Origin of the sequence: Rhizobacter koreensis (assembly GCF_013366375.1) — a bacterium.
Taxonomy (GTDB): Bacteria; Pseudomonadota; Gammaproteobacteria; order Burkholderiales; family Burkholderiaceae_C; genus Schlegelella_A; species Schlegelella_A koreensis.
On sequence record NZ_JABWMJ010000001.1, the window covers coordinates 205313 to 232163 of the forward strand.

A 26851-nucleotide genomic window follows, 5' to 3' on the forward strand; every position below is an offset into this window, starting at 1 on the left:
CGATGCTCGCCTATCGTCACGGCTTCCACGCCGGCAACCACGCCGACGTGCTCAAGCACACCGTCTTCACGGCGGTGCTGCGCCACATGAACCTCAAGCCCAAGCCGTACCGCGTGGTCGACACGCATGCCGGCGCGGGCGGCTATTCGCTCGAAGGGCGCTACGCGCAGAAGAAGGGCGAGTACGAGGAAGGCATCGGCCGGCTCTGGTCGCGCAAGGACCTGCCGCCGCTGGTGGCCGACTACGTCGAGCAGGTGCGCGTCTTCAATCCCGACGGCAAGCTGGCGCAGTACCCCGGCTCGCCGGCGATCGCGCAGCTGCTGCTGCGTCCCGTCGACCAGCTGCGGCTCTACGAGCTGCACCCGACCGATCACCGCATCCTCGCGTCGGCGATGGCCGGACGAAGGGGTACCGAGATCCACGACAGCGACGGCTTCGACGCGCTCAGGGCGCAGCTGCCGCCGTCGACGCGGCGCGCGGTGGTGCTGATGGACCCGAGCTACGAGGGCACCGGCGACTACCCGCGCGCGATCGCCGCGCTGCGCGAGGGCCTCGCCCGCTTCGCCGACGGCACCTACCTGCTCTGGTATCCGCAGGTCACCAAGCTCGAATCGGCGCAGCTGCCCAAGCGCCTCGAGGCGCTCGCCAGCCAGACGAGCTGGCTGCATGCGCGCCTCACGGTGCAGCGCCCCGACGCGCAGGGCTTCGGGCTCGCCGGCAGCGGCGTCTTCGTGATCAACCCGCCGTACACCCTGCACGCCCAGTTGCTCGAGGTGCTGCCGTACCTCGCCGACGTGCTCGGACAGTTCGACGGCGCGAACTACCTGCTCGAGCAGCGCGCCGACTGACTTGTGGCCAGGCGCCACGGCGATGCCGGTCGTGCCGTCGCGGCGGTCGCCGCCGCCGCACGCGACCCGTTCAGCGCTTCGCGACGCGCACGGTTCGCACCGCGCCGGCCGACGCACCGGCGGTCGCCCCCGGGGCGGCATCGTCGATGCGCTTCAGGTCGCGGAACGCGGCGAACAGCCACGAGCGCATGCCGACCACCAGCGTGTAGGCGCGGCGCTGCTCGGCGGGCAGCTTCTGGTCGGCGAGGTGCTGCTGCGCGAAGTCCTGACCGATACGCTGCAGCCGCTCGACGAAGGTCGCGGCCAGGCTCTTGCCGATGTCGCCGTGCACGAGCATCAGCAGCTCGCCGTCGCCGTCGAAGCCGCCGCTGTAGTAGTCGTCGACGACGTGGCGTCGGAAGTACGCCATCACCGGGCCGTGCGGCCGCCAGCGGAAACCTTTCGCGACCTTTAGCCGGTAGCGGTTGAGCGGCCGCAGCTCGATGATGCCGAGCCGGTCGAGCTGGACCAGGTACTTCACGCACTCGGCGTCGCCGATCGCGTAGGCGTCCGTGATCTGCTCGAAGGTCCACTGGCTCAGGCAGCAGATCGCCATCAGCAGCAGCTTGCGATCGGCGACGACCGCAGCCTCCTGCTCGGCGCTCAGCTCGCGGCGCGCGGGCTGCGCATCGACCACCTTGCGAGCCAGCTCGGCGAAGTCCATGTGGAGCACCCGCAGCACCTCGTCGATGCGCGACAGCGGCATGTCGCCCTTCGCGAAGATCCGCTTGATGCTCGACTCCGACAGGCCGAGGCTGCGCGCGAGCTCGGCGTAGGTGACGTCGGCCGAGCGCAGCTCGGCCTTGAGGGCCGTGACGAGGTCTTGGGTGGTGCTCATGGGCGGCGACGGCGGCCGAGTATCGCAAAGCGGTATCGCCGCGCGATACCGGCCGTGCCGGTAGCCGCGACGCGCGCCGCCGCGCTGGCGCGCCACGCGACGCGTGCCGATGATGGCGCCGCATCGCAACACCGGAGACCGACCTTGATCGACGCCAGACCGAACCGCCTCGCCGCGCCCTGCTTCCCGCGATCCGTCCTGTACCGCAGCGCGGCCGCGGCCTGCCTCGCCGTCGGGCTGGCGCAGGCGAACGCGCAGTCGGCGATCTCCGACGCAAGCCGGCTCTCGGCGGTGCCGGTGGGCGCGTCCGTCGCGGCGACCGGCGCCGTGCTGTCGGCAGGCGCGACGCTGGTCGTCGTCTCGGTCGTAGCCAGCGGCGACGGCGCGGTCTGGCTGCTCGAGCGGGCGTCGACCGGCGCGCGGACGAGCGTGCGGGTCGGCTTGCAGGCCGTCGGCGGCGCGTCGGTGGCAGCCGGCACCCTCGTCACGGTGACCGCGGTCAGCACCGGCTGGGTGCTGTCGGCGGCGAGCGAAGCGGTCGCCTTCGTCCCCAACGAGATCGGCAGCGCGCTGCTCTACGACGAACGGGTCACCCGATGAGCGCGGCAACGATTGGACCGGCCGCGTGGGCCAGCCGGCGCCGTGCCCTGACCCGGCGCCTGCTCGGCGCGATGCTGACCGCCGCGCTGGCCCTCGCCGGAGCGAACGCGCACGCCGGCCGCAACTGCGACGGCAAGCGGCCCGACGCGCTCGCCATGGGGCGCTCGCTCGACCTCGCGCGGCGCGCCGCCGACCAGCTCGATCGATCGGGCGCGCAGGTGGTGGTGCTCGCGCGCGCCGGCCAGAACCTCGACGAGTACGGCTTGCGTTACTCGCACCTCGGCCTCGCGTATCGCGACGGCAGCGGCGCCGCGGCGCGCTGGCGCGTCGTGCACAAGCTCAACCAATGCGGCACCGCGCGCGCCTCGATCTACCGTCAGGGCCTCGGCGAGTTCTTCCTCGACGACCTCTACCGCGACGAGGGCGCGATGGTCGTGCTGGCGCCCGAGCTGCAGGCGCGGCTGCTGCCGCTGCTGCGCGACAACGCCCGGGTGGCGCAGCTCGACGAGCCGGCCTACAGCATGCTGGCGTATCCGTGGTCGGTCCGATACCAGCAGTCGAACCAGTGGGCCCTCGAGACGCTCGCGCTGGCCGAGGACGCCGACGCGACGACGCGGCAGCGCGCGCAGGCCTGGCTGCGGCTCAAGGACTACCAGCCGACCACCCTGCACCTCTCGGCATTCAAGCGGCTCGGCGCGCGCCTGACGACGGCCAACATCGCGTTCGACGACCACCCGGGCGAGAAGCGCTTCGGCGACCGCATCGAGACTGCGACCGTCGACTCGGTGTTCGCCTGGCTGCTGCGCAGCCGGCTCGGCGATCCCGCCCAGATCATCCGGTAGATTTGCTCGGTCAACAGATTTCGCACGCTCGCAGGAGCCGCCTTGGACCCGACCCGTTCCAGCACCCCCGACGCCGAGCACCCGAACCAGTTCTCCCTGCTCGGCCAGCGCCGCTTCGCGCCGTTCTTCTGGACCCAGTTCCTCGGCGCCGGCAACGACAACCTGTTCAAGTTCGCACTGACGGTGCTGGTGACCTATCACCTGCAATCCGACCTGCTGCCGCCGACGCTCGCCGGCCTCGTGATCGGCGCGCTCTTTATCCTGCCCTTCCTGCTGTTCTCGGCGACCAGCGGGCAGCTCGCCGACAAGTTCGACAAGGCGCGGCTGATCCGCCTCGTGAAGTCGCTGGAGATCGCGATCATGGCGTTCGCCGGCTGGGGCTTCGTCGCCGCCAACGTGCCCGTGCTGCTGGCCTGCGTGTTCCTGATGGGCGTGCACTCGACGCTGTTCGGCCCGGTGAAGTTCGCCTACCTGCCGCAGCACCTCAGCGAGCGCGAGCTGACCGGCGGCAACGGCATGGTCGAGATGGGCACCTTCGTCGCGATCCTGCTCGGCAGCGTCGCCGGGGGCCTGTTGATCGCGATTCCCGGCACCGGCGCCCGCTACGCGGCGCTGGCCTGCGTCGCGCTCGCCGTGGTCGGGCGCCTCACCGCGCACGCGATCCCCGCGTCGCCCCCCGCGGACCCGCGGCTGCGCATCAACTGGAACCCGGTGAGCGAGACCTGGGCCAACCTCAAGCTCGCGCACGCCAACGTGGTGGTGTTCCGCTCGCTGCTCGGCATCTCGTGGATGTGGTTCTTCGGCGCGGTGTTCCTGTCGCAGTTTCCGGCGTTCGCCAAGGAGGTGCTGCACGGCGACGAGCGCGTCGCCTCGCTGCTGCTGGTGGTGTTCTCGGTCGGCATCGGCGTCGGCTCGCTGCTTTGCGAGGTGCTGTCGCGGCGCCACGTGGAGATCGGCCTGGTGCCGCTCGGCGCGATCGGCATGAGCGTGTTCTCGATCGACCTGTACTTCGCCGCGCGCGGGCTCGCGCCGGCGGCGAGCCTCGGCGTCGCCGACTTCGTCGCCCGGCCGGCGCACTGGCGCGTGATGGTCGACCTGGCGCTGCTCTCGCTGTTTGCCGGCCTCTACAGCGTGCCGATGTATGCGCTGATCCAGATGCGCTCGGCGCCGAGCCACCGGGCGCGCGTGATCGCGGCCAACAACATCCTCAACGCGCTGTTCCTCATCCTCAGCTCGCTCGGCGTCGGCGTGCTGCTCGGCTTTGGTCTGACCATTCCTCAGGTCTTCCTGGTGACGGGCCTGCTCAACGCGGTGGTCGCCGGCTACATCTTCTTGCTGGTGCCCGAGTACCTGCTGCGCTTCGTCGCGTTCGTCGCGACTCGCGTGGTGTATCGGTTCCGGGTCCGCGGCGACGCGAACATTCCGGTCAGCGGGCCGGCGATCCTGGTCTGCAACCACGTCAGCTTCGCCGACCCTGTGCTCCTGATGGCGGCGAGCCCGCGGCCGATCCGCTTCATCATGGACCACCGCATCTTCCGGGCGCCGCTGCTCGGCTGGTTCTTCCGCCTCGCCAAGGCGATCCCGATCGCGCCGCAGCGCGAGGACCCGGCGATCTATGCGCAGGCCTTCGAACGGGCGCGTGCCGCGCTCGCCGACGGCGAGCTCGTCTGCATCTTTCCGGAAGGCGCGATCACCCGCGACGGCGCGCTCGGCGAGTTCAAGGGCGGCGTGATGAAGCTGCTGGAGACGCACCCGGTGCCGGTGATTCCGCTCGCGCTGCAGAACCTCTGGGGCTCGTTCTTCTCGCGCGCGGGCGGCAAGGCGATGAGCCAGCCGCTGCGCCGCGGCATGTTCAGCCGGATCGGCCTCGTCGCGGGCGCACCGCTCGCGCCGCACGAGACGTCGCCCGGCGCGCTGCGCGAGCGGGTGGCCACCCTGCTGGCGTCCTGAAAGCGCACCGCCGCGAACGCTCGGCGCGCCGCGAGCCAAGGCCGCAGCCGCCTCGCCTGCCGCGCGTCGCGTCAAAGCTCGCGCGGCGCCGCCTCGGTGCGGAAGTCCTGGGGCGTCTCCTCGATCGGCTGGCCGTGGTCGATGCGTTCGTACTCCGAGATCACCTGCGCGCCGAACAGCAGCAGCGCTGCCGCGAGCTCGAGGCTGAGCAGCACGACGATCGCGGTGGTGAGCGACCCGTAGACCACGTTCACCTGCGAGAGCGTCGCGAAATACCAGACCAGTACATGACGCGTCAGCTCCCACAGCAGCGCGGCGGTGACCCCGCCGATCAGCGCGTGGCGCCAGTGCAGGCGGCCGACCGGCATCACCAGGTACACCGAGGTGACGACGAACACCTCGCCCGCGAATCCGAGCAGGTAGAGCAGCGCGCCCGAGAGCCCGCCGAGCGACCACTCGCGGCCGAGGAACTCGATGTGCTCCTCGCCGATCGCCTGCAGGCTGCCGGCGACCAGCGTCACCAGCAGCAGGCCGACGCCGAGCGAGAGGATGTAGCAGTACGGCAGCAGCGCCGAGAACACGAAGCGGCGCCGCCGCACCGCGACGCGGTGGATGAAGATCACCGACATCGCGTTCTCCAGCACGGTGAACGCGAGCGAGCTGAAGAAGATCATGGTGCCGAGCAGCAGCCAGCCGACGCTCCCCCGGTTGTCCATGAAGTGCGAAAGCTCGGCGACGATCGCGCGCGACTGGCCGGGCACCAGCCATTCGAGGTAGCGCCCGATCGTCTGCAGCAACTCGGTCTGGTCGATCCAGTTCGAGAGCGCGATCACCGACAGGATCAGCAGCGGCACGATCGAGAGCAGCGCGTAGTACGCGACCGCTCCGGCGAGCAGCAGGCCCTGGTTGGCGCGAAAGCCCTTGAGCGTCTGCAGCGCGAACGCGGCGGGGTGGCGCAGCACGTGCTGCGCCGAGCGCCCGATCACGCGACGCAGCAGGAACGAGCGGACCGTCATCGGCCGTGCCGGGTGCGACCCGGCTCAGTCGGGTTGCGAGATCTCCCGCAGCGCATCGTCGACATGCCGGGATTGCCGCGTCGCCAGGTCGCCGAGCGCAACGATGCCGACGATCTCGCGCGACGCGCTCAGCACCGGGAGGCGCCGCACCTGCTCGTCGCCCATCTGCGCCATCACGTCCTCGACGCTGTCGTCCTCGCTGCACCACTGCACGTCGGGCGTCATCACGTCGGCGACCAGCGCCTCCTGCGGAACCATCCCGTCGGCGACGCCGCGCACCGCGATGTCGCGGTCGGTCACCATGCCGGCGAGCGCCGGGCCGTCGCCGACCGGCAACGCGCCGATGTCGAGGTCGCGCATCATCTGCGCGGCCTCCTGCAGGGTGGCGTCGCGCTGAACCACGGCGACGCCGCGCGTCATGATGTCTCGGATCTGGGTCATCGCGATCTCCGGTGTGCGGCCGCTTGGCCGTGCTGCGGCCGGCTCGGGTGAGCGGCTCGACGGCGCGCGGCCTGGGTTCGACCGCATCGGCGCGAGGTTAGTCGCCTCGGCAGATGCGGTCAGCAGGCGAACACCGCGACGACCGTCGGAACGCGACACCCGGCGCGGTCAGCCGCGTCCGACGCCCGCCCCCTACACGCCGCGTGCCCGATCGGCGGCGAAGCGCTCGCGGTATGTCGCGAACTCGCCGGCGTCGAGCGCGTCGCGCACCTCGCGCATCAGGTTCAGGTAGTAGTGCAGGTTGTGCACGCTCGCCAGCATCGCGCCGAGCATCTCGCCGCAGCGGTCCAGGTGGTGCAGGTAGGCCCGCGAGAACCCGCGGCAGGTGGTGCAGGCGCAGGTCGAGTCGAGCGGGCGCTCGTCGGTCTTGTAGCGCGCGTTGCGGATGCGCAGATCCCCGAAGCGCGTGAAGAGGTGGCCGTTCCTCGCATTGCGGGTCGGCATCACGCAGTCGAACAGGTCGACGCCATGGGCGACGCCGTAGACCAGGTCCTCCGGAGTGCCGACGCCCATCAGATAGCGGGGCTTTCCGGCCGGCAGGCGCTGCGGCGTGTGCGCGACGATGCGCTCCATCTCGGCCTTCGGCTCGCCGACGCTGACGCCCCCGATCGCGTAACCGGGCAGGTCGAGCTCGGCGAGCGCGTCGACCGACTCAGCGCGCAGGTTCTCGTACATGCCGCCCTGCACGATGCCGAACAGCGCGTTCGGGTTCTCGAGGCGCGCGAACTCGTCCCGGCAGCGCACGGCCCAGCGAAGGCTGAGCTGCATCGAGCGTCGCGCGGCCTCTTCGCCGGTCACGCGGCCGTCGACCTCGTACGCGGTGCACTCGTCGAACTGCATGACCACGTCGCTGTTCAGCACGGCCTGGATCTGCATGCTGACTTCAGGCGTGAGCAGCAGCTTGTCGCCGTTCACCGGCGAGGCGAAATGCACGCCCTGCTCGGTGACCTTGGCGCTCGCGCCCAGCGACCAGACCTGGAAGCCGCCGCTGTCGGTGAGGATCGGACGCTGCCAGTTCTCGAACCGGTGCAGTCCGCCAAACTGGCGCAGCACGTCGAGCCCGGGGCGCAGCCACAGGTGGAAGGTGTTGCCCAGGATGATCTGCGCACCCATCTCGACGAGCGCATCGGGCATCACGCCCTTGACGGTGCCGTAGGTGCCGACCGGCATGAAGGCCGGCGTCTCGACGCTGCCGTGGTTCAGCTGCAGGCGGCCGCGGCGGGCGAGCCCGTCGGTCGCGAGCAATTCGAAGGTGAGCATTGAGCGATTGTCTCAGCCGAATTGCGGCGAACGCGGCAGCGCCGGAGTGGACGAACCCCGGTGCGGCTCGGCCCGCAGCGTCGAGTCAGCCAGGCGTGGGCATCGCTCTGGCAGCCCGCCGCGGGTGCGGGTCGACGAGGCAACGGCTGCCGCCGCTGCGGCACTGTGCGCTGGATCTGCGGGCGATGCCTGCGTCCCCGGTGTGGCGCCCTCAGCGCTCGCGCACCAGCATCAGGATCCGCCGATTCCGGTCGTCGGCGACCAGCAGGGCACCGCTCATGGCGACGGCGACGCCGGCCGGCGCGAACGCGCCGCCGCGGCTGCGGGGGCGCTCGCGCAGCCACTCGATCGGGGCGCCGCTCGGCACGCCGTCGGCGTCGAGCGGGAAACCGACCACGCGGTGCCCGGCGGCGCGGTGACCGTGCCAGGCCACCAGCAACTGGCCCGCGAACGGGCTGCGATGCTCGGTCGGCAGCGCGAGCGCGTGCAGCGGCGCCGCGTGCGCCGGCCAGAGCTTGAGCGGCGCGGTCGTGCGCGCGCACGGCGGGTCGGCGTAGCCGCGTGCCGGCCGCCGTGCGCCCACGCACGCCGGCCAGCCGTAGTCCGCGCCGTCGCGCAGCAGGTTCAGCTCCTCGGGCGGCGCGCCGGCGTCGGGGTAGTCGATCGAATTCTCGCCCTGCAGCAGCGTTCGTGTCTGCGGCAGCCAGGCGAGCGCGAGCGAGTTGCGCAGGCCCGTCGCGAACGGCCGCAGCGAGTGCAGCGTCTGCCGCGGTCCGGCGAGCAGCGCCTCGTAAACCGCAGCGCGCGGCCGTTCGCCGCTCATTTCGGGGCAGGGCAGCGTCTGGCGCCCGGCGGCATCGCGACACGCGTCGGTCGCCGAGCCGACGCCGATGAAGAGCCGGCCCGGCCCGCCGAACACGATCTCCTTGAGCGGATGCGCGCCGTCGGCCGGCAGGCCGTCGATCACCGCGTCGGGCCGCAGCGGCGCACCCGGCGCGAGGCGCCAGACGCGGCTCGCCTCGGCGACGTAGATCCGGCCATCGGGCGCGCCGACCATGCCGAACGGCCGGTCGAGCCGATCGAGCAGCACCCGCGTCTGCGCGCGCGGGCCGGCGTCGCCCACCTGCCCGACGCGCAGTTCGATCAGGCGCCCCTGGTTCGGCTCCCAGCTCCCCATGTCGACCACCCAGAAGCGGTTCGGCGCCACCTCGAGCATGCGACGCGGCATGCGCAGGCCGTCGGCCGCGCCGGCGACGAGCGCCACGCAGGTGCCGGGCGGCGACGCGAGGTCGACCCGCGCAAAGCCGGCGCAGGTGGCGGCGGCGCTCGCCGCGGCGGAGCGGGCCGAGGCTGCTCCGGCCGGTTCGACGGCGGCGGAGCCCGCTGCAGCCGCCCGCTGCGGCACCGGACGCGCGGGCTCGGCGGCATGCACGCTGGCGCTCGCAGCGGCGGCCAGGCAGACGAGAAGCGCGCCGGCGAAGCGTCCCGACGTCCGTCTCGCGTTCGCTGCGCGGCTGGTCGGCTCACCGGACACCGCCGGGCGGCGATCCCGAGCCGGCGCGGCGCTGTCGGCGGTAACGCCTGGCGCTCTCCGCCGCCGCGGCCCGACTTGCCTCTGCACGTCAGCCACCGGCAGCCGCGGGGGTTCGCTCGAGCAGCATCGCGTCGCCGTAGCTGAAGAAGCGGTAGCGCTCGCGGATCGCGTGCGCGTAGAGCGCGCGGATGCGCGCGTGCCCGGCGAACGCGCTGACCAGCATCATCAGCGTGCTCCTGGGCAGGTGGAAGTTCGTGATCAGCACGTCGACGACGCGGAACGCGAAGCCCGGCTTGATGAAGATGTCGGTCTCGGCGCTGCCGGCGCGCAGCGTTTCGCCGGGTGCGGCGTCGCGCGCCGCCGATTCGAGCGCGCGCAGGGTGGTCGTGCCGACCGCGACGACGCGGCCGCCGCGCTGCCGCGTCGCCTCGATGGCGGCGACGGTCGCGGGCGGCACCTCGAACCACTCGCTGTGCATGGTGTGCGACGCGATGTCGTCGCGCACCGGCTGGAAGGTGCCGGCGCCGACATGCAGCGTCACGCTGGCTCGGTCGACGCCTTGCGCGGCGAGCGCGTCGAGCAGGGCGGCGTCGAAGTGCAGGGCGGCAGTCGGCGCCGCGACGGCACCGGCGCGCGCCGCAAACACGGTCTGGTAGCGCCGCTCGTCGTCGGCGCCGGCGTCGTGCGCGATGTACGGCGGCAGCGGCACCGCGCCGTGGCGCTCGAGCAGGGCGAACGGATCGTCGGGAAAGTGCAGCCGCACCAGCGCGTCGCCGGGGCCGTCGCGCCCGATCACGTCGGCGTCGAACGCGTCGGCGAAGCGGATGCGACCGCCGGGCTTGGGCATCTTGCTGGCCCGCACGTGAGCCAGGACGTCGTTGCCGGGCAGCACGCGCTCGACCAGCGCCTCGACCGCCCCGCCGGTCGCCTTGGTGCCATGCAGGCGCGCCTTGATCACCCGAGTGTCGTTGACGACGAGCAGGTCGCCGGTGCGCAGCAGGCCGGGCAGGTCGCGGAAGCGACGATCGACCGGCTCGGCGCCGCGGCCGTCGAGCAGACGCGAGGCGGTGCGCTCGGCGGCAGGTTGCTGCGCGATGAGCTCGGGCGGCAGGTCGAAGTCGAAGTCGCTCAGCGTCAGGGGCTCGCTCATCGGCCAAAATTGTCCCATGAGCACCCCGCCGCCCGCGTCCGCCGCCGCGGCGTCGCGCGAGCCAGCGGCGCCGGCCCCGCCGACCAGGGCGGCCAAGAGCGGCCCGCAGCAGGCGCTCGAGAAGCTCGGCCTCGTGCGCGACATCGACCTCGCGCTGCACGTGCCGCTGCGCTATGACGACGAGACGCGGGTCGTGCCGATCGCGAGCCTGCGCGACGGCGCCACCGCACAGGTCGAGGGCGTGGTCACCGACTGCCGCGTCGAGTTCCGGTCGCGGCGCCAGCTCGTCGTCAAGATCGGCGACGGCAGCGACGACCTGGTGCTGCGCTTCCTGCACTTCTACCCGTCGCACCAGAAGACGCTCGCGGTCGGGCACCGCGTGCGGGTGCGCGGCGAGGTGCGCGCGGGCCTCCTGGGCATCGAGATGGTCCACCCGACGTTCCGCGCGGTCGACGCCGGCACCCCGCTGCCGCGCACGCTGACGCCGGTCTATCCCACCAGCGCGCAGCTGCCGCAGGCGTACCTGCGCAAGGCCGTCGCCGGTGCGCTGCCGCGCGCCGACCTGGCCGAGCACGTGCCGGGCGACCTGCTGCCTGCTGGCACCATGCCGCTGCGCGCCGCGCTCGCGGTGCTGCACGCGCCCGGCCCCGACGACGACCTCGACGCCATCGAGGATCGCAGCCACCCCGCGTGGCAACGCCTCAAGTTCGACGAGCTGCTGGCGCAGCAGATCGCGCAGCTCGAGGCCAAGCGCGAGCGCGAGCGCCAGCGCGCGCCGCGCTTCGCCGCGCGCGTCGGCGCGCTGCGCGACGCGCTGCTGGCCGCGTTGCCGTTCGGCCTCACGAGGGCGCAGCAGCGCGTCGTCGCCGAGATCGACGCCGACCTCGCGCGCGAGCAGCCGATGCACCGCCTGCTGCAGGGCGACGTCGGCTCCGGCAAGACGGTGGTCGCGGCGCTCGCCGCCGGGCGCGCGATCGAGGCGGGCTGGCAGTGCGCGCTGATGGCGCCGACCGAGATCCTCGCCGAGCAGCACCTGCGCAAGCTGGTCGGCTGGCTCGCGCCCCTCGGCGTCGGCGTTGCCTGGCTGACCGGCAGCCGCAAGGGCAAGGCGCGCGACCGGATGCTCGAGCAGGTCGCGTCGGGCGAGGCGATGCTCGTGGTCGGCACCCACGCCGTGATCGAAGAGCAGGTGCGCTTCGCGCGGCTCGGCCTCGCGATCATCGACGAGCAGCACCGCTTCGGCGTCGAGCAGCGTCTCGCGTTGCGGGCGAAGCTGGTCGCCCAGGCGTCGAGCGCCCACGGCGGCGCGGCGCTCGAGCCGCACACGCTGATGATGAGCGCAACGCCGATCCCGCGAACGCTCGCGATGACGCTGTTCGCCGACCTCGACGTCAGCACCATCGACGAGCTGCCGCCCGGCCGCATGCCGATCGTCACCAAGCTGTTCGCCGACGCCCGTCGCGACGAGGTGATCGCGCGCATCCGCGACGAGATCGCGCGCGGGCGGCAGGCGTACTGGGTCTGCCCGGTGATCGACGACGAGACGGAGGATGGCGCCGACTCGACCGGCGAGGGGCCCGGCGCCGGCGCTCGCGCCGCACGGCCGGGCGCCCGCAACGCCGCGCGCGGCACCGCGTCGGCGGCCGCGCGCGAACTCGAGAACGTCACCCGCACGCATCGGCGCCTGTCGGCGGCGCTGCCCGGCCAGCCCGTCGGGCTGCTGCACGGCCGCATGCCGGCGGCCGAGAAGGCGGCGACGATGGCCGCGTTCGCGGCCGGCCACGTCGCGGTGCTGGTCGCGACGACCGTGGTCGAGGTCGGCGTCGACGTCGCCAATGCCTCGCTGATGGTGATCGAGCACGCCGAGCGCTTCGGCCTGTCGCAGCTGCACCAGCTGCGCGGCCGCGTCGGGCGCGGCTCGGTCGCGAGCGTTTGCGTGCTGCTCTACGGCAGCCCGCTCTCGATCACCGCGAAGGCGCGCCTCAAGGCGATGCTCGAGACCGCCGACGGCTTCGAGATCTCGCGGCGCGACCTCGAGATTCGCGGGCCCGGCGAGTTTCTCGGTGCGCGTCAGTCGGGCGCCGCGCTCCTGCGCTTTGCGGACCTGCACGCCGACAGCGAACTCGTCGAGCAGGCGCGCGGCGCCGCCGAGACGCTCCTTGCCCGCGACCCGGCCGCCGCCGCGCGCCACGTGGCGCGCTGGCTCGGTGATCGCGCCGAGTACCGCAAGGCCTGACGCGCCCTCGCGCACACCGGCCGGCTCGCTCGCGCGACCGGTGCGTCGCCCGTCGCTAACATCGCCCGCCACGGCGACGCGCTGCCGCGCACGACGAACCTGGGAGGAAGCACTCGGATGTCACTGTTCGGTCGCGCCGCAGCGATCCTGCTGAAGCCGCGGCGAACCTGGCTCGCGATCACGGCCGAGCCGCGCGCCCGACGCGTCGCCGGCCACCTCGCGCTCGTCATGCTGCTGCCCGCGCTCGCGGTGTTCATGCGCCGCTCGGTGCTCGGCGGAGCCCGGCCCGACGCCCCCGACGCCGCCTGGCTCGGTCGCGCACTGCTCTGGCCGGCGGTCACGTACGGCGGCGCGCTGCTCGCGGTCGGCGCGCTCACGCTGCTCGTCGACGCGCTCGCGCCGCTGTTCGGCACGCGCCGCAACCTCAAGGCGACGCTCGACCTCGTCGGCTACACGGCGACGGCCGTGGCGCTGGGCTGCGTGCTGCTCGCGACCCCGCTGCCCGCGCTCGCACTGCTCGGCGCAGCCTGGGCGGTGTACCTCTTCCACACCGGCCTCGCGCCGCTGCTGAAGACGCCGCGCCCGAACGCGCTCGCCTACACGTCGGCCGTGACGGTGGCGAGCGGGCTGATCGCGCTCGCGGTCGGCGCACTGCTCGAACGCTCCGTCCCGGCGAGTCCCGGCCCGCGCTGGGCGAGCGCCCAGCGTGCGCCGGAGCCGCTCGGGTTCGACCGCACCACCGTGGCGGCGATCGCCGAACAGATGGAGGCGACGAGCCGGCGCATCGCCGCGGCGGCGGGCGATGCCGCGCGCGCGGGCGACGGCGCCGCGGCCGCTTCGGCGGGGTCCGGGCCGGAGCCGGTCAGTGGCGCCGGTGCAGCGCCGCCCGCCTCGGCATCGGCGGCCGGACCAGCGGCCGCGTCGGCGAGCCCTGCAGCGCCCGCATCGGCCGCGCGCGCCGCGGCGTCGAACCCGGTCGCCGCGAGCGTCCGCGTCGCACCCGGCGGTCGCCCGCTCCCTGCAGCGGACCTGCGCGCCGCGTTGCCCGAGACCCTGCGCGACTGGCGCCGCGAGTCCATCGCCGCGCGCGACGCGCGGCCCGGCGACACGCTGCTGGCGTGGGCGAAGGCACGCTACGCGTCGGGCGAGCGGCGCGTCAGCGTTGCCGTCGCGGACCTCGGCGGCGCCGTGCTGCAGCCCGAGATGCGCACGCGCCCGCACGTCGAACTGCACAGCCGATCGGCGACGCAGAGCGAGGCCAGCTACAACGACGGCCAGCGCGCGATCCGCGAGGTTTCGACTGCGGACGGCGCGCGCGCGACCTTCACGGTGATCCTCGCCAACGGCGTGATGGTCGAGGTGCAGGGAGAGCGGGTGCCGATGCCGTTCCTCAAGGGCCTCTACGCGGCACTCGACGTGGCACGGCTCGAGGCGCTGCAGCGCGCGCCGACGCGCTGAAAAGCGGCGCGAAAACGCGCCGCGGTGCCGGTGAAGACACCGCCCCGCCGCCGATCCGGAACCGCGTGCGGGGTGAAGGCCGCGCGATATCCTTGCGCACCGCTGCTCGCCAGCTCGCCCCGGAAAGGCCGCTCATGATCCGTCTCGTCCCGCGCTCGTTCCTGCTGCTCGCGCTCGCGGCGCCGCTGCTCTCGATGGCGCAGACACCCACGTCGACGCTCGACAAGGTCAAGCAGAGCGGCGCGATGACGCTTGCCTACCGCGAGTCGTCGATCCCGTTCTCGTACCTCGACGACAAGGCGCAGCCGGTCGGCTTCGCGCACGAGATCTGCATGAAGATCGTCGACCAGGTCAAGCGCGCGACCGGCCGCAACGACCTCAAGGTGAACCTGCAGGCGGTGACCTCGCAGAACCGGATTCCGCTGCTGCAGAACGGGACCATCGACATCGAGTGCGGCTCGACCACCAACAACAGCGAGCGCGGCAAGCAGGTCGCGTTCGCGACCAACTACTTCTATACCGGCACGCGCTTCCTGGTGAAGACCGGCACCCAGGTCAAGTCGATCGCCGACCTGGCCGGCAAGCAGGTGGTGTCGACCACCGGCACCACCAACTACCGCATCCTTCGCACGCTCAACGAGGAGCGCAAGCTCAACATGGACCTGCTGAGCGCCAAGGATCACGCCGAGGCCGCGCTGATGGTGCAGACCGGTCGTGCGGTCGCGTTCGGCATGGACGACATCCTGCTGTACGGCCTGCGGGCCGCGGCGCAGAACCCGGCCGAGCTCGCGGTGGTCGGCGAGGCGATCCAGGTCGAGCCGTACGCGATCATGCTGCGGCGCGACGATCCGGCGTTCAAGAAGCTCGTCGACGACACGCTCGCGGGTCTCATGAAGAGCGGCGAATTCGAGGCGCTCTACAAGAAGTGGTTCCAGTCGCCGATCCCGCCCAAGGGCATCAACCTGCAGGTGCCGATGAGCAAGGAGCTGATGGACAACATGAAGGCGCTGAGCGACAAGCCGGCGACCTGACGCGCACCGCGCGTCGCGAAAGGCCGGCCGCGTGCCGGCCTTTTTTCATGGGCGCGTGCGATCGCGGGCGGCCCGGGCGCTCCGACGCCCGGCGGCGCGCTGCCGCATCCGGGCTCGTCGCGTGCCACAAGCCCTGACATACTTTCCGCGCCGGCCTTCCGACGCATGCCATGACGCTCACCGAACTCCGTTACGTGGTCGCCGTCGCGCGCGAGCGTCACTTCGGGCGCGCGGCCGAGTCGTGCTCGGTGTCGCAGCCGACCCTCAGCATCTCGATCAAGAAGCTCGAGGACGAGCTCGAGGTGCGCATCTTCGAGCGCGGCACCAGCGACGTGAGCGTCACCCCGATCGGCGAGGAGATCGTGCGCCAGGCGCAGGCGGTGCTCGACCAGGTGAACTCGATCCGCGAGACCGCCAAGCGCCGCCACGACCCGGTGGCCGGCCCGCTCCGCCTCGGCGTCATCTACACGATCGGCCCCTACCTGCTGCCCGAGCTCGTGCGCGAGGCGATCGAGCGGGTGCCGCAAATGCCGCTGATGCTGCAGGAGAACTTCACCGTCAAGCTGCTCGAGATGCTGCGCGCCGGCGAGCTCGACTGCGCGATCATGGCCGAGCCGTTCCCCGACAGCGGCCTGGCGATCGCCAAGCTCTACGACGAACCGTTCGTGGTCGCGCTACCGAAGGCGCACCCGCTCGCCAGCCGCGCCTCGATCAGCGCCGACGAGTTGCGCCAGGAGAAGATGCTGTTGCTCGGCACCGGCCATTGCTTCCGCGACCACGTGCTCGAGGTCTGCCCCGAGTACGCGCCGTTTTCCGGCAACGCCGAGGGCATCGGCAAGACCTTCGAGGGCTCGTCGCTCGAGACGATCAAGTACATGGTTTCGGCCGGCATGGGCGTCACGGTGGTGCCGCGCCTGTCGGTGACCGACGAGCCGCAGCCGCACATCGCGTACGTGCCATTCGCCGATCCGGCGCCGACGCGTCGCGTGGTGCTGGTCTGGCGCCGCAGCTTCACGCGCTACGAGGCGATCGCGGCGCTGCGCAACGTCATCTACGCCTGCAGGCTCGACGGCGTCCACCGGCTGACGCCGTAGCCGCGGCTTGCCTGCGGCCGCGGCGACGCGGTGCGGCGTGCCCCGATGGCACACTCGCCGGCCCCGGACCTGCCGGCCTCGTCATCCCGGCCGTCGCCCGGTCGTCGTTTCCATGTCGCTTCGCCTCCCGTTCCCGTCCGCTCCCGCTGTCGCGGCCTTGCTCGCCGCGGCCGCCGCGGCGTCCGCAAGCGCCCAACCGGCCGAGCCCGCCGCCCGCCTGCCGGGGGCGATCGAGGCATGCGCGCCGCTGCGCGTCGACGCCGAGCGGCTCGCCTGCTTCGACCGGGCGGTGGCGGCGCAGGTCAAGGGTGCGCCCGCCGGCGCGCCGACCGCGCCCGAGGCGCAGGCCGCGGCGGCCGCCCCCGCCGCGGCGCCGCAGGCGGCGGTCACCGGGTCGGTCGACGACTCCGGCAGCTACCTCGACGCCCTCTGGGAGCTCACCCCCGAGAGGAAGCGCGGCACCTTCAACTTCAGCGGCTACCGCCCGAACTACTTCTTCCCGCTGCACGCGACGACGCGCGTCAACCGTCACCCGCGCTCGCCGGCACCCGACCACTCGGGCACCCTGCCGCACTACCGCAGCGTCGAGGCCAAGCTGCAGATCTCGCTGCGCACCAAGCTCGCCGAAGGCCTGCTTCTGCCGGACGCCGACCTCTGGTTCGCCTACACCCAGCAGTCGCTCTGGCAGATCTACAGCGGGGGCATCTCGCGGCCGTTCCGCGTGACCGAGCACGAGCCCGAGCTCGTCTACGTGGTGCCGTTCTCGCAGTCGCTGCCGTTCGGCTGGCGCACCCGCCTCGTCGGCCTCGGCCTCGCGCACCACTCGAACGGCCAGGCGCTGCCGTTCTCGCGCAGCTGGAACCGCTGGTACGCGATGGCGGCGGTCGAGAACGGCCCGTTCGCGATCACCGCGCGCCACCACGTGCGCATCCACGAGAGCGACGACCAGGACGACAACCCCGACCTCACGCACTTCCGCGGCCGCACCGAGCTGCTCGGCGTGTGGACACCCGGTGCGTACACGCTGAGCGCGCTCTGGCGCACCAACTTCGACACCCGGCACGGCTCGCTGCAGCTCGACGCCACGATGCCCGTGAACCGCAAGGACCCGAAGGGCCTGCGCTGGTACCTGCAGGCGTTCAGCGGCTACGGCGAGACGCTGATCGACTACAACTTCCGCCAGAGTTCGATCGGGTTCGGCGTGACGCTGTTCGGCTGGTAGGCGCCTCGCCCGGCAGCGCGCCCCGATAATTGCGGGTTTCCCCCGCCGGCCGCTCGGCCGCGACCGCATGTCCGACCTCACCCCGCCGGCGATCGAACGCGAAGTTCGGCGCCGCCGCACCTTCGCGATCATTTCGCACCCCGACGCCGGCAAGACCACGCTGACCGAGAAGCTGCTGCTGTTCTCGGGCGCGATCCAGATCGCGGGCTCGGTGAAGGCGCGCAAGGCGTCGCGCCACGCGACCTCCGACTGGATGGAGATCGAGAAGCAGCGCGGCATCTCGGTCGCCAGTTCGGTGATGCAGATGGAGTACCGCGACTGCGTCATCAACCTGCTCGACACGCCAGGCCACCAGGACTTCTCGGAAGACACGTATCGCGTGCTGACCGCCGTCGACGCCGCGCTGATGGTGATCGACGCCGCCAACGGCGTCGAGCCGCAGACCCGCCGGCTGCTGCAGGTCTGCCGCGCCCGCAACACGCCGATCCTGACCTTCGTCAACAAGATGGACCGCGAGGTGCAGGAGCCGCTCGCGCTGATGGACGAGATCGAGCGCGAACTCGGCATGGAAGTCGTGCCGTTCACCTGGCCGGTCGGCATGGGCAAGACGTTCCATGGCGTGATGGACCTGCGCGCGCAGCAGATGCGCGTGTTCAAGCCGGGCGCCGACCGCAACGAGGACGACGACGAGATCCTCGCCGGGCTCGACAACCCGGCTTATGCCGAGCGCTTCGGCGCGCCGTACGAACAGGCTGCCGGCGAGATCGAGCTGCTCACCGACGCGGCGCCGCCGTTCGACGAGGCGGCGTTCCTCGCGGGCCGGCAGACACCGATGTTCTTCGGGTCGGCGGTCAACAACTTCGGCGTGCGCGAGGTGCTCGACGCCCTCGTCGACCTCGCGCCGCCGCCCGACAAGCGGGTCGCGATCCAGCGCGAGGTGCTGCCCTCGGAACCGAAGTTCAGCGGCGTGGTGTTCAAGATCCAGGCCAACATGGACCCGGCGCACCGCGACCGCATCGCGTTCCTGCGCGTGGCGTCGGGTCACTTCGAGCGCGGCATGCGGCTCAAGGTCGTGCGCTCCGGCAAGGAACTGCGCCCGAACAGCGTCGTGAGCTTCCTCAGCCAGCGGCGCGAGCTGCTCGACGAGGCATTCGCCGGCGACATCATCGGCATTCCGAACCACGGCGTGCTGCAGCTCGGCGACACCCTCACCGAAGGCGAGCCGCTGCAGTTCACCGGGCTGCCGTTCTTCGCGCCCGAGATGTTCAGGAGCGTCGAAGTCGCCGATCCGCTGCGCACCAAGCAGCTGCGCGCCGGCCTCACCCAGCTCGGCGAGGAGGGCGCGATCCAGGTGTTCCGTCCCCTCGCCGGCTCGCTGCTGCTGCTCGGCGCGGTCGGCCAGCTGCAATTCGAGGTGGTCGCGCACCGCCTCGAGCACGAGTACGGCGTGAAGGCGCGCATCATGCCGAGCCGTTTCCAGGTCGCCCGCTGGGTCACCTGCCCGCCCGAAGCGGGCGGTCAGAAGGAATTGCAGCGCTTCATCGACGCCAACGCGCACCGGGTCGCCTACGACGCGGTCGACGCGCCGACGGTGCTGGTCGAGTACGCGCCCGAGCTGCGCGCGATCGAGTCGAACTGGCCGCAGATCCGCTTCCATGCGTTGCGCGAGCACGCCGGGCTGGTGTTCCAGCGCCAGCTCGAAGGCTGACTGCGCGGCCGATCGGTGTCGGGGCGACCCGTCGGCGCGAGCTCGGCGTGCCCTGATCCCGGTCCGACGGCGGACCGGCTGAACGACCACCGTCCCGCAAGCGACGCAGCGCTGACGCCCTGTGGGGAACCGAGCCAGCCGGCCCTCCGGAAGCGGCCGAGGCGTCGCGCCACGCTTGCGGCTCGGTGGATTCCCGCACGCCGGATTCACGGCGTCGATGACGAGCATCGAAATTCGTCACTTCCGGCCTTGGCAGCCGGTTCCTATCCTTGTTGCGGGCCGACGCAGAGCGGCCGACCCCCACAAGGAGACAACCATGAAGAGCCTCTGGTACGGCGCTCCCGGCGCCTGGTTGCGGGGCCTCGCCGCCGCGACGCTGCTGCTGGCCGGTGCCGCCGTCTCGGCGAACGACGCCGATCGGGATCGCGACCGCGACAACGACTGCCCGCACGGTCGCGACATCACGCTGATCAACGGGCGCATCCACACGATGGACGCGTCGAATCGCGTCGTCTCGACGCTGACGATCCACGACGACCGATTCGCGGCGGTCGGACGCGCGTCGTTCGCGTTCGGCGAGCACTGCCAGCAGGTGGTCGACCTCGGGGGTCGCACCGTGCTGCCGGGCCTGGTCGACAACCACAACCACATCGTGCTGCTCGGCATCCGGCCCGGCTATCACACGCCGATCGAGACCGCGCGCACATTCGCCGACATTGCGTCGACCTACCGCATGCGCATCCGCAACGCGCCGGCTGGCGCGTTCATCACCTCGATCGGCGGCTTCAACCCGGCGCAGTTCGTCGAGAAGCGGCTGCCGACGCTCGCCGAGCTCGACGCGATCGCGCCGTCGAACCCGGTCTACCTGCAGGTGGCGTTCACCGGCCCGTCGGTCACCAACTCGGCCGGACGTGCGTTCTTCACAAGCCGCGGCATCGCGGTCGGCGCCGACGGCTCGATCGCCGCCAACGCCCCGACGGTGGCGGCACTGAACGCGCTGCGCTCCGTGCAGACGTTCGACGACAAGAAGCGCGGCACGCTCGACGCCATGGCGTACGCCGCCGCGCTCGGCGTCACGTCCAACTTCGACATGGGGGGCTTCCTGATCCCCGGCTCGCCGAACCACGAGGACGAGTTCACCTTCGACGGCGCCGCGAGCTGGGACCCGTACACCGCGTACGACCCGATCCTCGAGCTGCATCGCAACGGGCAGATGAAGGTGCGGGTGCGCGTGTTCTTCCTCAGCATGGACAACTCGCTCGCCATCCCGATCCTGTCGCGCCGCGTCGAGAACGCGTTCCGCGAGTTCGGCAACGACTGGCTGAAGACCGCCGGGCTTGGCGAGTTCATCACCAACTGGCCGCTGTTCGGGCAGGTGGTGCTGCCGGCCAACTACCCCGCGGCGGTGCGCAAGGCCGCCCAGCGCGGCTGGATCTATCAGCAGCACACGCTGTCGTCGGCCGAGGACAACGCGGCCATCACCGCCTGGGAACAGCTCAACGCGCAGGTGCCGATCGCGCCGCTGCACTGGTCGCTGGCGCACGCGATGACGATCACGCCGCAGAACGTGCAGCGCCTGAAGGCGATGGGCGCCGGGCTGGCGCTGCACGGCTTCCGCTACCTCGCCGGTACGCCGGCCGCGGCTGGGCCGCCGTACCGGATGATCCTCGACAGCGGCATCAAGGTCGGCGCCGGCTCGGACTCGGCGCAGATCTCGGCGCTCAACCCGTGGCTGATGCTGTACTACATGACAACCGGGAAGAACAGCTCGGGCGAGCTGATCAACGCCGGCCAGACGCTGACCCGCCAGGAGGCGATCCGCCTCTACACCGCGGCGAACGGCTGGTTCAGCAAGGAAGAGGACAAGATCGGCTCGATCGAGGGCGGCAAGCTCGCCGACCTGGTGGTGCTGAACGACGACTACTTCCGCGTTCCGGACGAGTCGCTGAAGAAGCTGCGCTCGGTGCTGACGATCGTCGGCGGCAAGGTGGTGCACAACAGCGGCGACGTGCGGATGTACGGGTTCTGAACGCGCACCCCGCAGGGTGCCTGGCAGCGGGGCTGCGGCAGTCCGCCAGCGCCGCGCGCGGCCCCGCCAGCTGAACCGCGGGTGCGGCCCGCGCCGGCAGCCGTCGATGCCGCGCCGCCGCGGCCGCGCTCGTCGCGCGGCGCTCCGCTGCGCGAGGTCGCAGTCCGGCCACCCCCGACAATCGCGGCATGGCCACGCTGCCCGCGCCCTCCCGCCTTTCGCTCTACCTCGACCTCATCCGCTGGGATCGTCCGGCGGGCACCTGGCTGCTGCTCTGGCCGACGCTCGCCGCGCTATGGATCGCGGCGCGGGGCTTTCCGGGCTGGCACCTGCTCGTGGTGTTCACGCTCGGCACCTTCCTGATGCGCAGCGCCGGCTGCGCGGTCAACGACGTCGCCGACCGCGACTTCGACCGCCACGTCAAGCGCACCGCCAACCGGCCGGTGACGAGCGGCCGCGTCAGCGTGCGCGAGGCGCTCATGCTGGGCGCCGCGCTCGCGCTCGTCGCGTTCGCACTGGTGCTGACCACCACGCCGGCGGCGGTCGCCTGGAGCGTCGCGGCGCTGGCCGTGACATTGGTCTATCCATTCAGTAAGCGCGTGCTGTCGATGCCGCAGGCGGTGCTCGGGGTCGCCTTCAGCTTCGGCATTCCGATGGCGTTCGCCGCGGTGCTCGGCCAGGTGCCGGCGATCGCCTGGGCGCTGCTCGCCGGCAACCTGTTCTGGGTGCTCGCCTACGACACCGAGTACGCCATGGTCGACCGCGACGACGACCTCAGGATCGGCATCAAGACGTCCGCCATCACGCTCGGCCGCTTCGACGTGATCGGCGTGATGGCGTTCTATGCCGTGTACCTGGCGAGCTGGGCCGCGATCGGCGCCCGGCTCGAACTCGGCGCCGCGTTCTACCTCGGCATCGCCACCGCCGCGGGGATCGCGGCCTGGCACTACACGCTGATCCGCGACCGCTCGCGCGAAGGCTGCTTTCGCGCCTTCCGACTCAACCACTGGGTCGGCTTCGCGGTGTTCGCCGGCGTGGTCGCCGGGCTGATCTGACATGAAAGAGGCGCTGCGCGACGGTTCGCGCGAGCGCCTGGGTGTCCGAGCGGCGCAGCCCTCGCGGTCGGGAACCTCTGCTCAGGGATAGAGGCCGCGCTCCTCGCGCGCCATCAGGATGCGCTCGCAGGCGACCGCGTAGGTCGCGGTCCGCAGGCTGATCTTGTAGTGGTCGGCGGTGTCCCAGATCTTGCGCAGCGCGTCGACCATGATGCGGTCGAGGCGCGCGTTGATCTCGTCCTCGCTCCAGAAGAAGCTCGAGAAGTCCTGCACCCACTCGAAGTAGCTGACCGTCACGCCGCCGGCGTTGCAGATGACGTCGGGCACCACCAGCACGTTGCGGTCGGCGAGCACGTCGTCGGCCTGCGGAAGGGTCGGACCATTCGCGCCTTCGAGCACCAGCTTCGCCTTGATGCGCTGCGCGCGCTCGGGCGTGATCTGGCCTTCGAGCGCGGCCGGGATCAGGATGTCGCACTCGACGTCCCAGAACGCCTCGCGGTCGACGCGCTCGGCGTCGGCGTAGTTGGCGATGCCGCCGTCGCGGCGCAGCACCTCGTTCGCCTTGGCGAGGTCGAAGCCGCCGGGGTTGACCAGGGTCGCGCTGTGGTCCTGCACCGCGACCAGCCTGGCGCCGGCCTGCACGAACAGCTCGGCGGCCGAGCCGCCGACGTTGCCCATGCCCTGCACCGCGATGCGCGCACCTTCGAGCGGCAGGCCGATGCGGGTCGCGGCCTCGCGGCCGGTGACGAACACGCCGCGCCCGGTGGCCTTGACGCGGCCCAGCGAGCCGCCCAGGTGCAGGGGCTTGCCGGTGACGACGCCGGTCGCTGTCATGCCGGTGTTCATCGAGTACGTGTCCATCATCCAGGCCATGATCTGGCCGTTGGTGTTCACGTCGGGCGCCGGGATGTCGCGCTGCGGGCCGATGATGATGCCGATCTCGCTCGTGTAGCGCCGCGTCATGCGCTCGAGCTCCTTCTCGGACAGCTTCTTGGGATCGACGCGGATGCCGCCCTTGGCGCCGCCGTACGGCAGGTTGACGGCGGCGCACTTGATCGTCATCCACGCGGAAAGCGCCATCACCTCTTCCAGCGTCACGTCGGGGTGGAAGCGGATGCCGCCCTTGCCGGGCCCACGCGAGAGGTTGTGCTGCACCCGGTAGCCCTCGAAGTGGGCCACGCTGCCATCGTCCATCTCGATCGGCACGTCGACGATCAGCGCGCGCTTGGGGCGCTTGAGCGTCTCGGCCCAGCGCGCGAGCGGCCCCAGATAGGGCAGCACGCGGTCGACTTGCGACAGATAGGTGTGCCAGGGGCTCGTCAGGGTGGGCGTCAGGTAGGACAGGTAACTCATTCAGGGCTCCGAAGAAGGGGCGCTCGCATGGCGCCCAGCGAGACTGTAGGGGCAAGCGCAGCCCCGCTTCGTGACATCCCTGCCCCGCGTGCCGGACCGCGGCAGCGCCGCGCGCGAGGCTCGGGTCAGCCGAACTCGTCGCCCAGCTCGGCGGCACGCCGCCGCGCCGCCTCGAGCGCCGCGCCGAACGCCGCGCGCACGCCGTGCGCGTCGAGTGTCGCCAGCGCCGCGGCGGTGGTGCCGCCCTTGGAGGTGACCTGCTCGCGCAACCGGCCGAGCGGCTCGCTGGAACCTTGCGCGAGGGACGCCGCGCCGGCACACGTGGCGAGCGCGAGGCGCCGGCCCTGCTCGGCGCTGAGCCCCATTGCGGTCGCGGCGTCGGCCATCGCCTCGGCGACGTAGAACACGTAGGCGGGACCCGAGCCGGAGAGCGCGGTGACCGCGTCGAGCTGCACCTCGGCGTCGACCCACAGCACCTCGCCGGTCGGCGCGAGCAGCGCCTCGACGCGTGCCCGCTCGTCCGCGCCGACCTCGGGGCGCGCGTAGAGCCCGGCGATGCCGCGCCCGATCAGCGCCGGCGTGTTCGGCATCGCCCGCACCACGCGCTCGTTGTCGAGCGCACGCGCGATCGCCTCGCTGCGGATGCCCGCCATCACGCTGAGGTGGAGCGCGGCGGCGACGTGCGACGCGCACGGCGCGGCGGCGGCCTTGAAGTACTGCGGCTTGACGGCCCACACGACGAGCCCGGCGCCGGCCAGCGACGCGTCGGCGGCGCCGAGCGTGCGCACGCCGAAGCGTGCCGCCAGGCGCTCGCGCTGGCCTGGATCGGGGTCGACGACGACGATCCCGGGCGCGTGGCCCTCGCTGCGCTCGACGAGGCCGCCGATGAGCGCGCTGGCCATGTTGCCGCCGCCGATGAATGCGATGCTGTCCATCGCGGCAGTGTAAGGAGCCCCCGTTGCGTCGCGCCGCTTCAGCCGGCACCCTTCGCAGCGCACCGTCTTCAGGGCACGCCTCTACTTCAGCGACGGCGCAGGAGAGCGCTGCCCTCGATGCCGCGGAGCCGGACCCCGGCTCCGCTCGATCAGCGGGCGCGCGTTCCGAAAATGGCCGAGCCGACGCGCACGATGGTCGCACCCTCGGCGATCGCCGCCTCGAGATCGTCGCTCATGCCGATCGACAGGGTGTCGAGCCCGTGGCCGCGCGCCCGGAGCGCATCGAAAAGCTTGCGCAAGGCGCGATGCGGCGCGCGCTGCGCCGCGACCTCCGTCGACGGCTCCGGGATCGCCATGAGGCCGCGCAGACGCAGCGCCGGCAGCCCCGCGACCGCGGCGGCGAGCGCCTCCACCTCCTCGGGCGCGACGCCGCTCTTCGTCGCCTCGCCGCTGATGTTGACCTGGAGGCACACCGAAAGCGGCGCCAGACCCGCCGGCCGCTGCGCCGACAGCCGCTCGGCAATCTTGAGCCGGTCGACGCTGTGGACCCAGTCGAAGCGCTCCGCCACGATGCGCGTCTTGTTGCTCTGCAGCGGTCCGATCAGGTGCCACTCGAGGCGCTCGCGGAGGTCGGCGAGCGTCTCGATCTTGTCGACGCCCTCCTGCACGAGGTTCTCGCCGAAGCGCGTCTGCCCCGCGGCGACCGCCTCGCGGACGCTCGTTGCAGGAAAGAACTTGCTCACCGCGAGCAGCGTGACGCTTTGCACGGGCCTTCCGGCTGCCGCGCACGCGCGTGCGATGCGCCCTCGCACGCTTTCGAGGTTTGCTGCGATCATTGCGCCACTGCGTCCGACAGCGCCGGGCACCCTCTCGAACCGCGCGCGTCGACAGCCGCCGGCCACCCCGGGCCGGCGACCGCCTGCCACGGTGCGCGTGGCATTGCGCCTGGCCACGGCTCACGGACCCGCTCCGTGCCGACTCTCATCTGCCGCCCCACCGCTCGAGGCCCATGGACATCACCCAACTGCTTGCGTTCTCCGTCAAGAACAAGGCATCCGACCTGCACCTCTCGGCCGGCCTGCCGCCGATGATCCGGGTCCATGGCGACGTGCGCCGGATCAATGTCGACCCGCTCGAGCACAAGCACGTGCACGACATGGTCTACGACATCATGAACGATTCGCAGCGCAAGGCGTACGAGGAGACGCTGGAGTGCGACTTCTCGTTCGAGATCCAGGGTCTGGCGCGCTTCCGCGTCAACGCGTTCAACCAGAACCGCGGCGCCGGCGCCGTGTTCCGGACGATTCCGTCGAAGATCCTCACGCTCGAGCAACTGAACTGCCCGCCCGTGTTCGCCGAGCTGGCGCTCAAGCCGCGCGGCATGGTGCTGGTGACCGGCCCGACCGGCTCGGGCAAGTCGACCACGCTGGCCGCGATGGTGAACCACCTCAACGAGAACGAGTTCGGCCACATCCTGACGGTCGAGGACCCGATCGAGTTCGTGCACGAGTCGAAGAAGAGCCTCGTCAACCAGCGCGAGGTCGGCCCGCATACGCTCAGCTTCGCGAACGCGCTGCGCTCGGCGCTGCGCGAGGACCCGGACTGCATCCTGGTCGGCGAGATGCGCGACCTCGAGACGATCCGCCTGGCGCTCACCGCCGCCGAGACCGGCCACCTGGTATTCGGCACGCTGCACACCTCGAGCGCCGCCAAGACGGTCGACCGCATCGTCGACGTGTTCCCGGCCGCCGAGAAGGAAATGGTCCGCTCGATGCTGTCGGAGTCGCTGATCGGCGTGATCTCGCAGACCCTCATGAAGACCAAGGACGGCTCCGGCCGCGTCGCCGCGCACGAGATCATGCTCGGCAACGCGGCGATCCGGAACCTGATCCGCGAGAACAAGGTCGCCCAGATGTACTCGGCGATCCAGACCGGCAACAACGTCGGCATGCAGACGCTCGACCAGAACCTCGCGGACCTCGTGCGCCGTAACATCGTCACGGCCTCCGAAGCCCGCGCCAAGGCCAAGTTCCCCGAGAACTTCCCGGGGTGAGTCGGGACGACTCCGGGACCGCGCTTGCAAGCGCGGGCTTGGGCAAGAGGGCCGACTTCCAGACAACAGCGCCGAGCGCCCGCGCAACGAACACTGAGC

Annotated in this window: 22 protein-coding genes; 13 read left to right on the forward strand and 9 right to left on the reverse strand. The window is 71.7% G+C overall.

Annotation, left to right across the window (positions count from 1 at the left end; translation table 11 throughout):
• Positions 1 to 2: 2 nt before the first annotated feature.
• Positions 3 to 848, forward strand: coding sequence for a 23S rRNA (adenine(2030)-N(6))-methyltransferase RlmJ (locus tag HQN59_RS00900; protein WP_176065167.1), 846 nt, complete (start codon positions 3 to 5; stop codon positions 846 to 848).
• Between the two features lie 70 nt (positions 849 to 918).
• On the opposite strand, the gene HQN59_RS00905 is transcribed toward HQN59_RS00900, so the two are convergent.
• Positions 919 to 1725, reverse strand: a complete 807-nt coding sequence (locus HQN59_RS00905; RefSeq protein WP_176065169.1) for a helix-turn-helix domain-containing protein — start codon at positions 1723 to 1725, stop codon at positions 919 to 921.
• A 144-nt stretch (positions 1726 to 1869) separates the two neighbouring features.
• On the opposite strand from HQN59_RS00905, the gene HQN59_RS00910 reads away from it, so the two are divergent.
• Genes HQN59_RS00910 through HQN59_RS00920 form a run of 3 tightly spaced genes read left to right on the forward strand, consistent with a single transcriptional unit; the run spans position 1870 to position 5117 of the window.
• Complete coding sequence (locus HQN59_RS00910; protein ID WP_176065171.1) at positions 1870 to 2325, forward strand: hypothetical protein; 456 nt, start codon at positions 1870 to 1872, stop codon at positions 2323 to 2325.
• The gene (locus HQN59_RS00915) at positions 2322 to 3167 is read left to right on the forward strand and encodes a DUF2145 domain-containing protein (protein ID WP_425342676.1); all 846 of its coding nucleotides are present in this window, start codon (positions 2322 to 2324) and stop codon (positions 3165 to 3167) included. Before HQN59_RS00910 ends, HQN59_RS00915 begins: the two co-directional genes overlap by 4 nt.
• 42 nt (positions 3168 to 3209) lie before the next feature.
• Positions 3210 to 5117, forward strand: coding sequence for an MFS transporter (locus HQN59_RS00920; protein WP_176065173.1), 1908 nt, complete (start codon positions 3210 to 3212; stop codon positions 5115 to 5117).
• Positions 5118 to 5188: 71 nt separating this feature from the next.
• Here the strand turns inward: HQN59_RS00920 and HQN59_RS00925 are convergent, their stop codons facing one another.
• From HQN59_RS00925 to queA, 5 genes are all read right to left on the reverse strand, one after another.
• Positions 5189 to 6133: a YihY/virulence factor BrkB family protein gene (locus HQN59_RS00925; protein ID WP_176065175.1), complete on the reverse strand. Its 945-nt coding sequence runs from the start codon at positions 6131 to 6133 to the stop codon at positions 5189 to 5191.
• Positions 6134 to 6157: 24 nt separating this feature from the next.
• Positions 6158 to 6574, reverse strand: a complete 417-nt coding sequence (locus HQN59_RS00930; RefSeq protein WP_176065177.1) for a CBS domain-containing protein — start codon at positions 6572 to 6574, stop codon at positions 6158 to 6160.
• Between the two features lie 192 nt (positions 6575 to 6766).
• Entirely contained in the window at positions 6767 to 7894 is a 1128-nt protein-coding gene (gene tgt / locus HQN59_RS00935) for a tRNA guanosine(34) transglycosylase Tgt (RefSeq protein WP_176065179.1), read from the reverse strand.
• 211 nt (positions 7895 to 8105) lie between these two features.
• The gene (locus HQN59_RS00940; RefSeq protein WP_342451085.1) at positions 8106 to 9326 is read right to left on the reverse strand and encodes a PQQ-dependent sugar dehydrogenase; all 1221 of its coding nucleotides are present in this window, start codon (positions 9324 to 9326) and stop codon (positions 8106 to 8108) included.
• A 190-nt stretch (positions 9327 to 9516) separates the two neighbouring features.
• Positions 9517 to 10578 (reverse strand): tRNA preQ1(34) S-adenosylmethionine ribosyltransferase-isomerase QueA, encoded by a 1062-nt coding sequence (gene queA, locus HQN59_RS00945; protein WP_176065181.1) that lies wholly within the window; start codon positions 10576 to 10578, stop codon positions 9517 to 9519.
• Between the two features lie 16 nt (positions 10579 to 10594).
• Between queA and recG the strand changes: the two genes are divergently transcribed.
• The 8 genes from recG (at position 10595) to ubiA (ending at position 22411) form a co-directional block, all read left to right on the forward strand.
• A complete protein-coding gene (recG, locus tag HQN59_RS00950) occupies positions 10595 to 12814 on the forward strand; it encodes an ATP-dependent DNA helicase RecG (protein WP_176065183.1) in 2220 nt (739 codons plus the stop codon).
• A gap of 117 nt (positions 12815 to 12931) precedes the next feature.
• Positions 12932 to 14272, forward strand: coding sequence for a Yip1 family protein (locus HQN59_RS00955; protein WP_176065185.1), 1341 nt, complete (start codon positions 12932 to 12934; stop codon positions 14270 to 14272).
• A 134-nt stretch (positions 14273 to 14406) separates the two neighbouring features.
• A complete protein-coding gene (locus tag HQN59_RS00960; RefSeq protein WP_176065187.1) occupies positions 14407 to 15303 on the forward strand; it encodes an amino acid ABC transporter substrate-binding protein in 897 nt (298 codons plus the stop codon).
• A gap of 170 nt (positions 15304 to 15473) precedes the next feature.
• Positions 15474 to 16397 carry a hydrogen peroxide-inducible genes activator gene (locus tag HQN59_RS00965; protein ID WP_176065189.1) on the forward strand — a complete coding sequence of 308 codons (924 nt, stop codon included), beginning with the start codon at positions 15474 to 15476 and terminating at the stop codon, positions 16395 to 16397.
• A gap of 112 nt (positions 16398 to 16509) precedes the next feature.
• Entirely contained in the window at positions 16510 to 17619 is a 1110-nt protein-coding gene (locus tag HQN59_RS00970; protein ID WP_176065191.1) for a phospholipase A, read from the forward strand.
• Between the two features lie 67 nt (positions 17620 to 17686).
• Positions 17687 to 19327, forward strand: a complete 1641-nt coding sequence (locus HQN59_RS00975; protein WP_176065193.1) for a peptide chain release factor 3 — start codon at positions 17687 to 17689, stop codon at positions 19325 to 19327.
• Between the two features lie 316 nt (positions 19328 to 19643).
• Positions 19644 to 21356, forward strand: coding sequence for an amidohydrolase (locus HQN59_RS00980; protein ID WP_176065195.1), 1713 nt, complete (start codon positions 19644 to 19646; stop codon positions 21354 to 21356).
• Positions 21357 to 21544: 188 nt separating this feature from the next.
• Positions 21545 to 22411 carry a 4-hydroxybenzoate octaprenyltransferase gene (ubiA, locus tag HQN59_RS00985; RefSeq protein WP_176065197.1) on the forward strand — a complete coding sequence of 289 codons (867 nt, stop codon included), beginning with the start codon at positions 21545 to 21547 and terminating at the stop codon, positions 22409 to 22411.
• A gap of 81 nt (positions 22412 to 22492) precedes the next feature.
• Here the strand turns inward: ubiA and HQN59_RS00990 are convergent, their stop codons facing one another.
• From HQN59_RS00990 to HQN59_RS01000, 3 genes are all read right to left on the reverse strand, one after another.
• Positions 22493 to 23764 carry a Glu/Leu/Phe/Val family dehydrogenase gene (locus tag HQN59_RS00990; RefSeq protein WP_176065199.1) on the reverse strand — a complete coding sequence of 424 codons (1272 nt, stop codon included), beginning with the start codon at positions 23762 to 23764 and terminating at the stop codon, positions 22493 to 22495.
• Between the two features lie 125 nt (positions 23765 to 23889).
• A complete protein-coding gene (gene proC, locus HQN59_RS00995) occupies positions 23890 to 24699 on the reverse strand; it encodes a pyrroline-5-carboxylate reductase (protein ID WP_176065201.1) in 810 nt (269 codons plus the stop codon).
• Between the two features lie 149 nt (positions 24700 to 24848).
• Complete coding sequence (locus HQN59_RS01000; protein WP_176065203.1) at positions 24849 to 25535, reverse strand: YggS family pyridoxal phosphate-dependent enzyme; 687 nt, start codon at positions 25533 to 25535, stop codon at positions 24849 to 24851.
• A gap of 173 nt (positions 25536 to 25708) precedes the next feature.
• Between HQN59_RS01000 and HQN59_RS01005 the strand changes: the two genes are divergently transcribed.
• Positions 25709 to 26752: a type IV pilus twitching motility protein PilT gene (locus HQN59_RS01005; RefSeq protein ID WP_176065205.1), complete on the forward strand. Its 1044-nt coding sequence runs from the start codon at positions 25709 to 25711 to the stop codon at positions 26750 to 26752.
• Positions 26753 to 26851 lie beyond the last annotated feature (99 nt).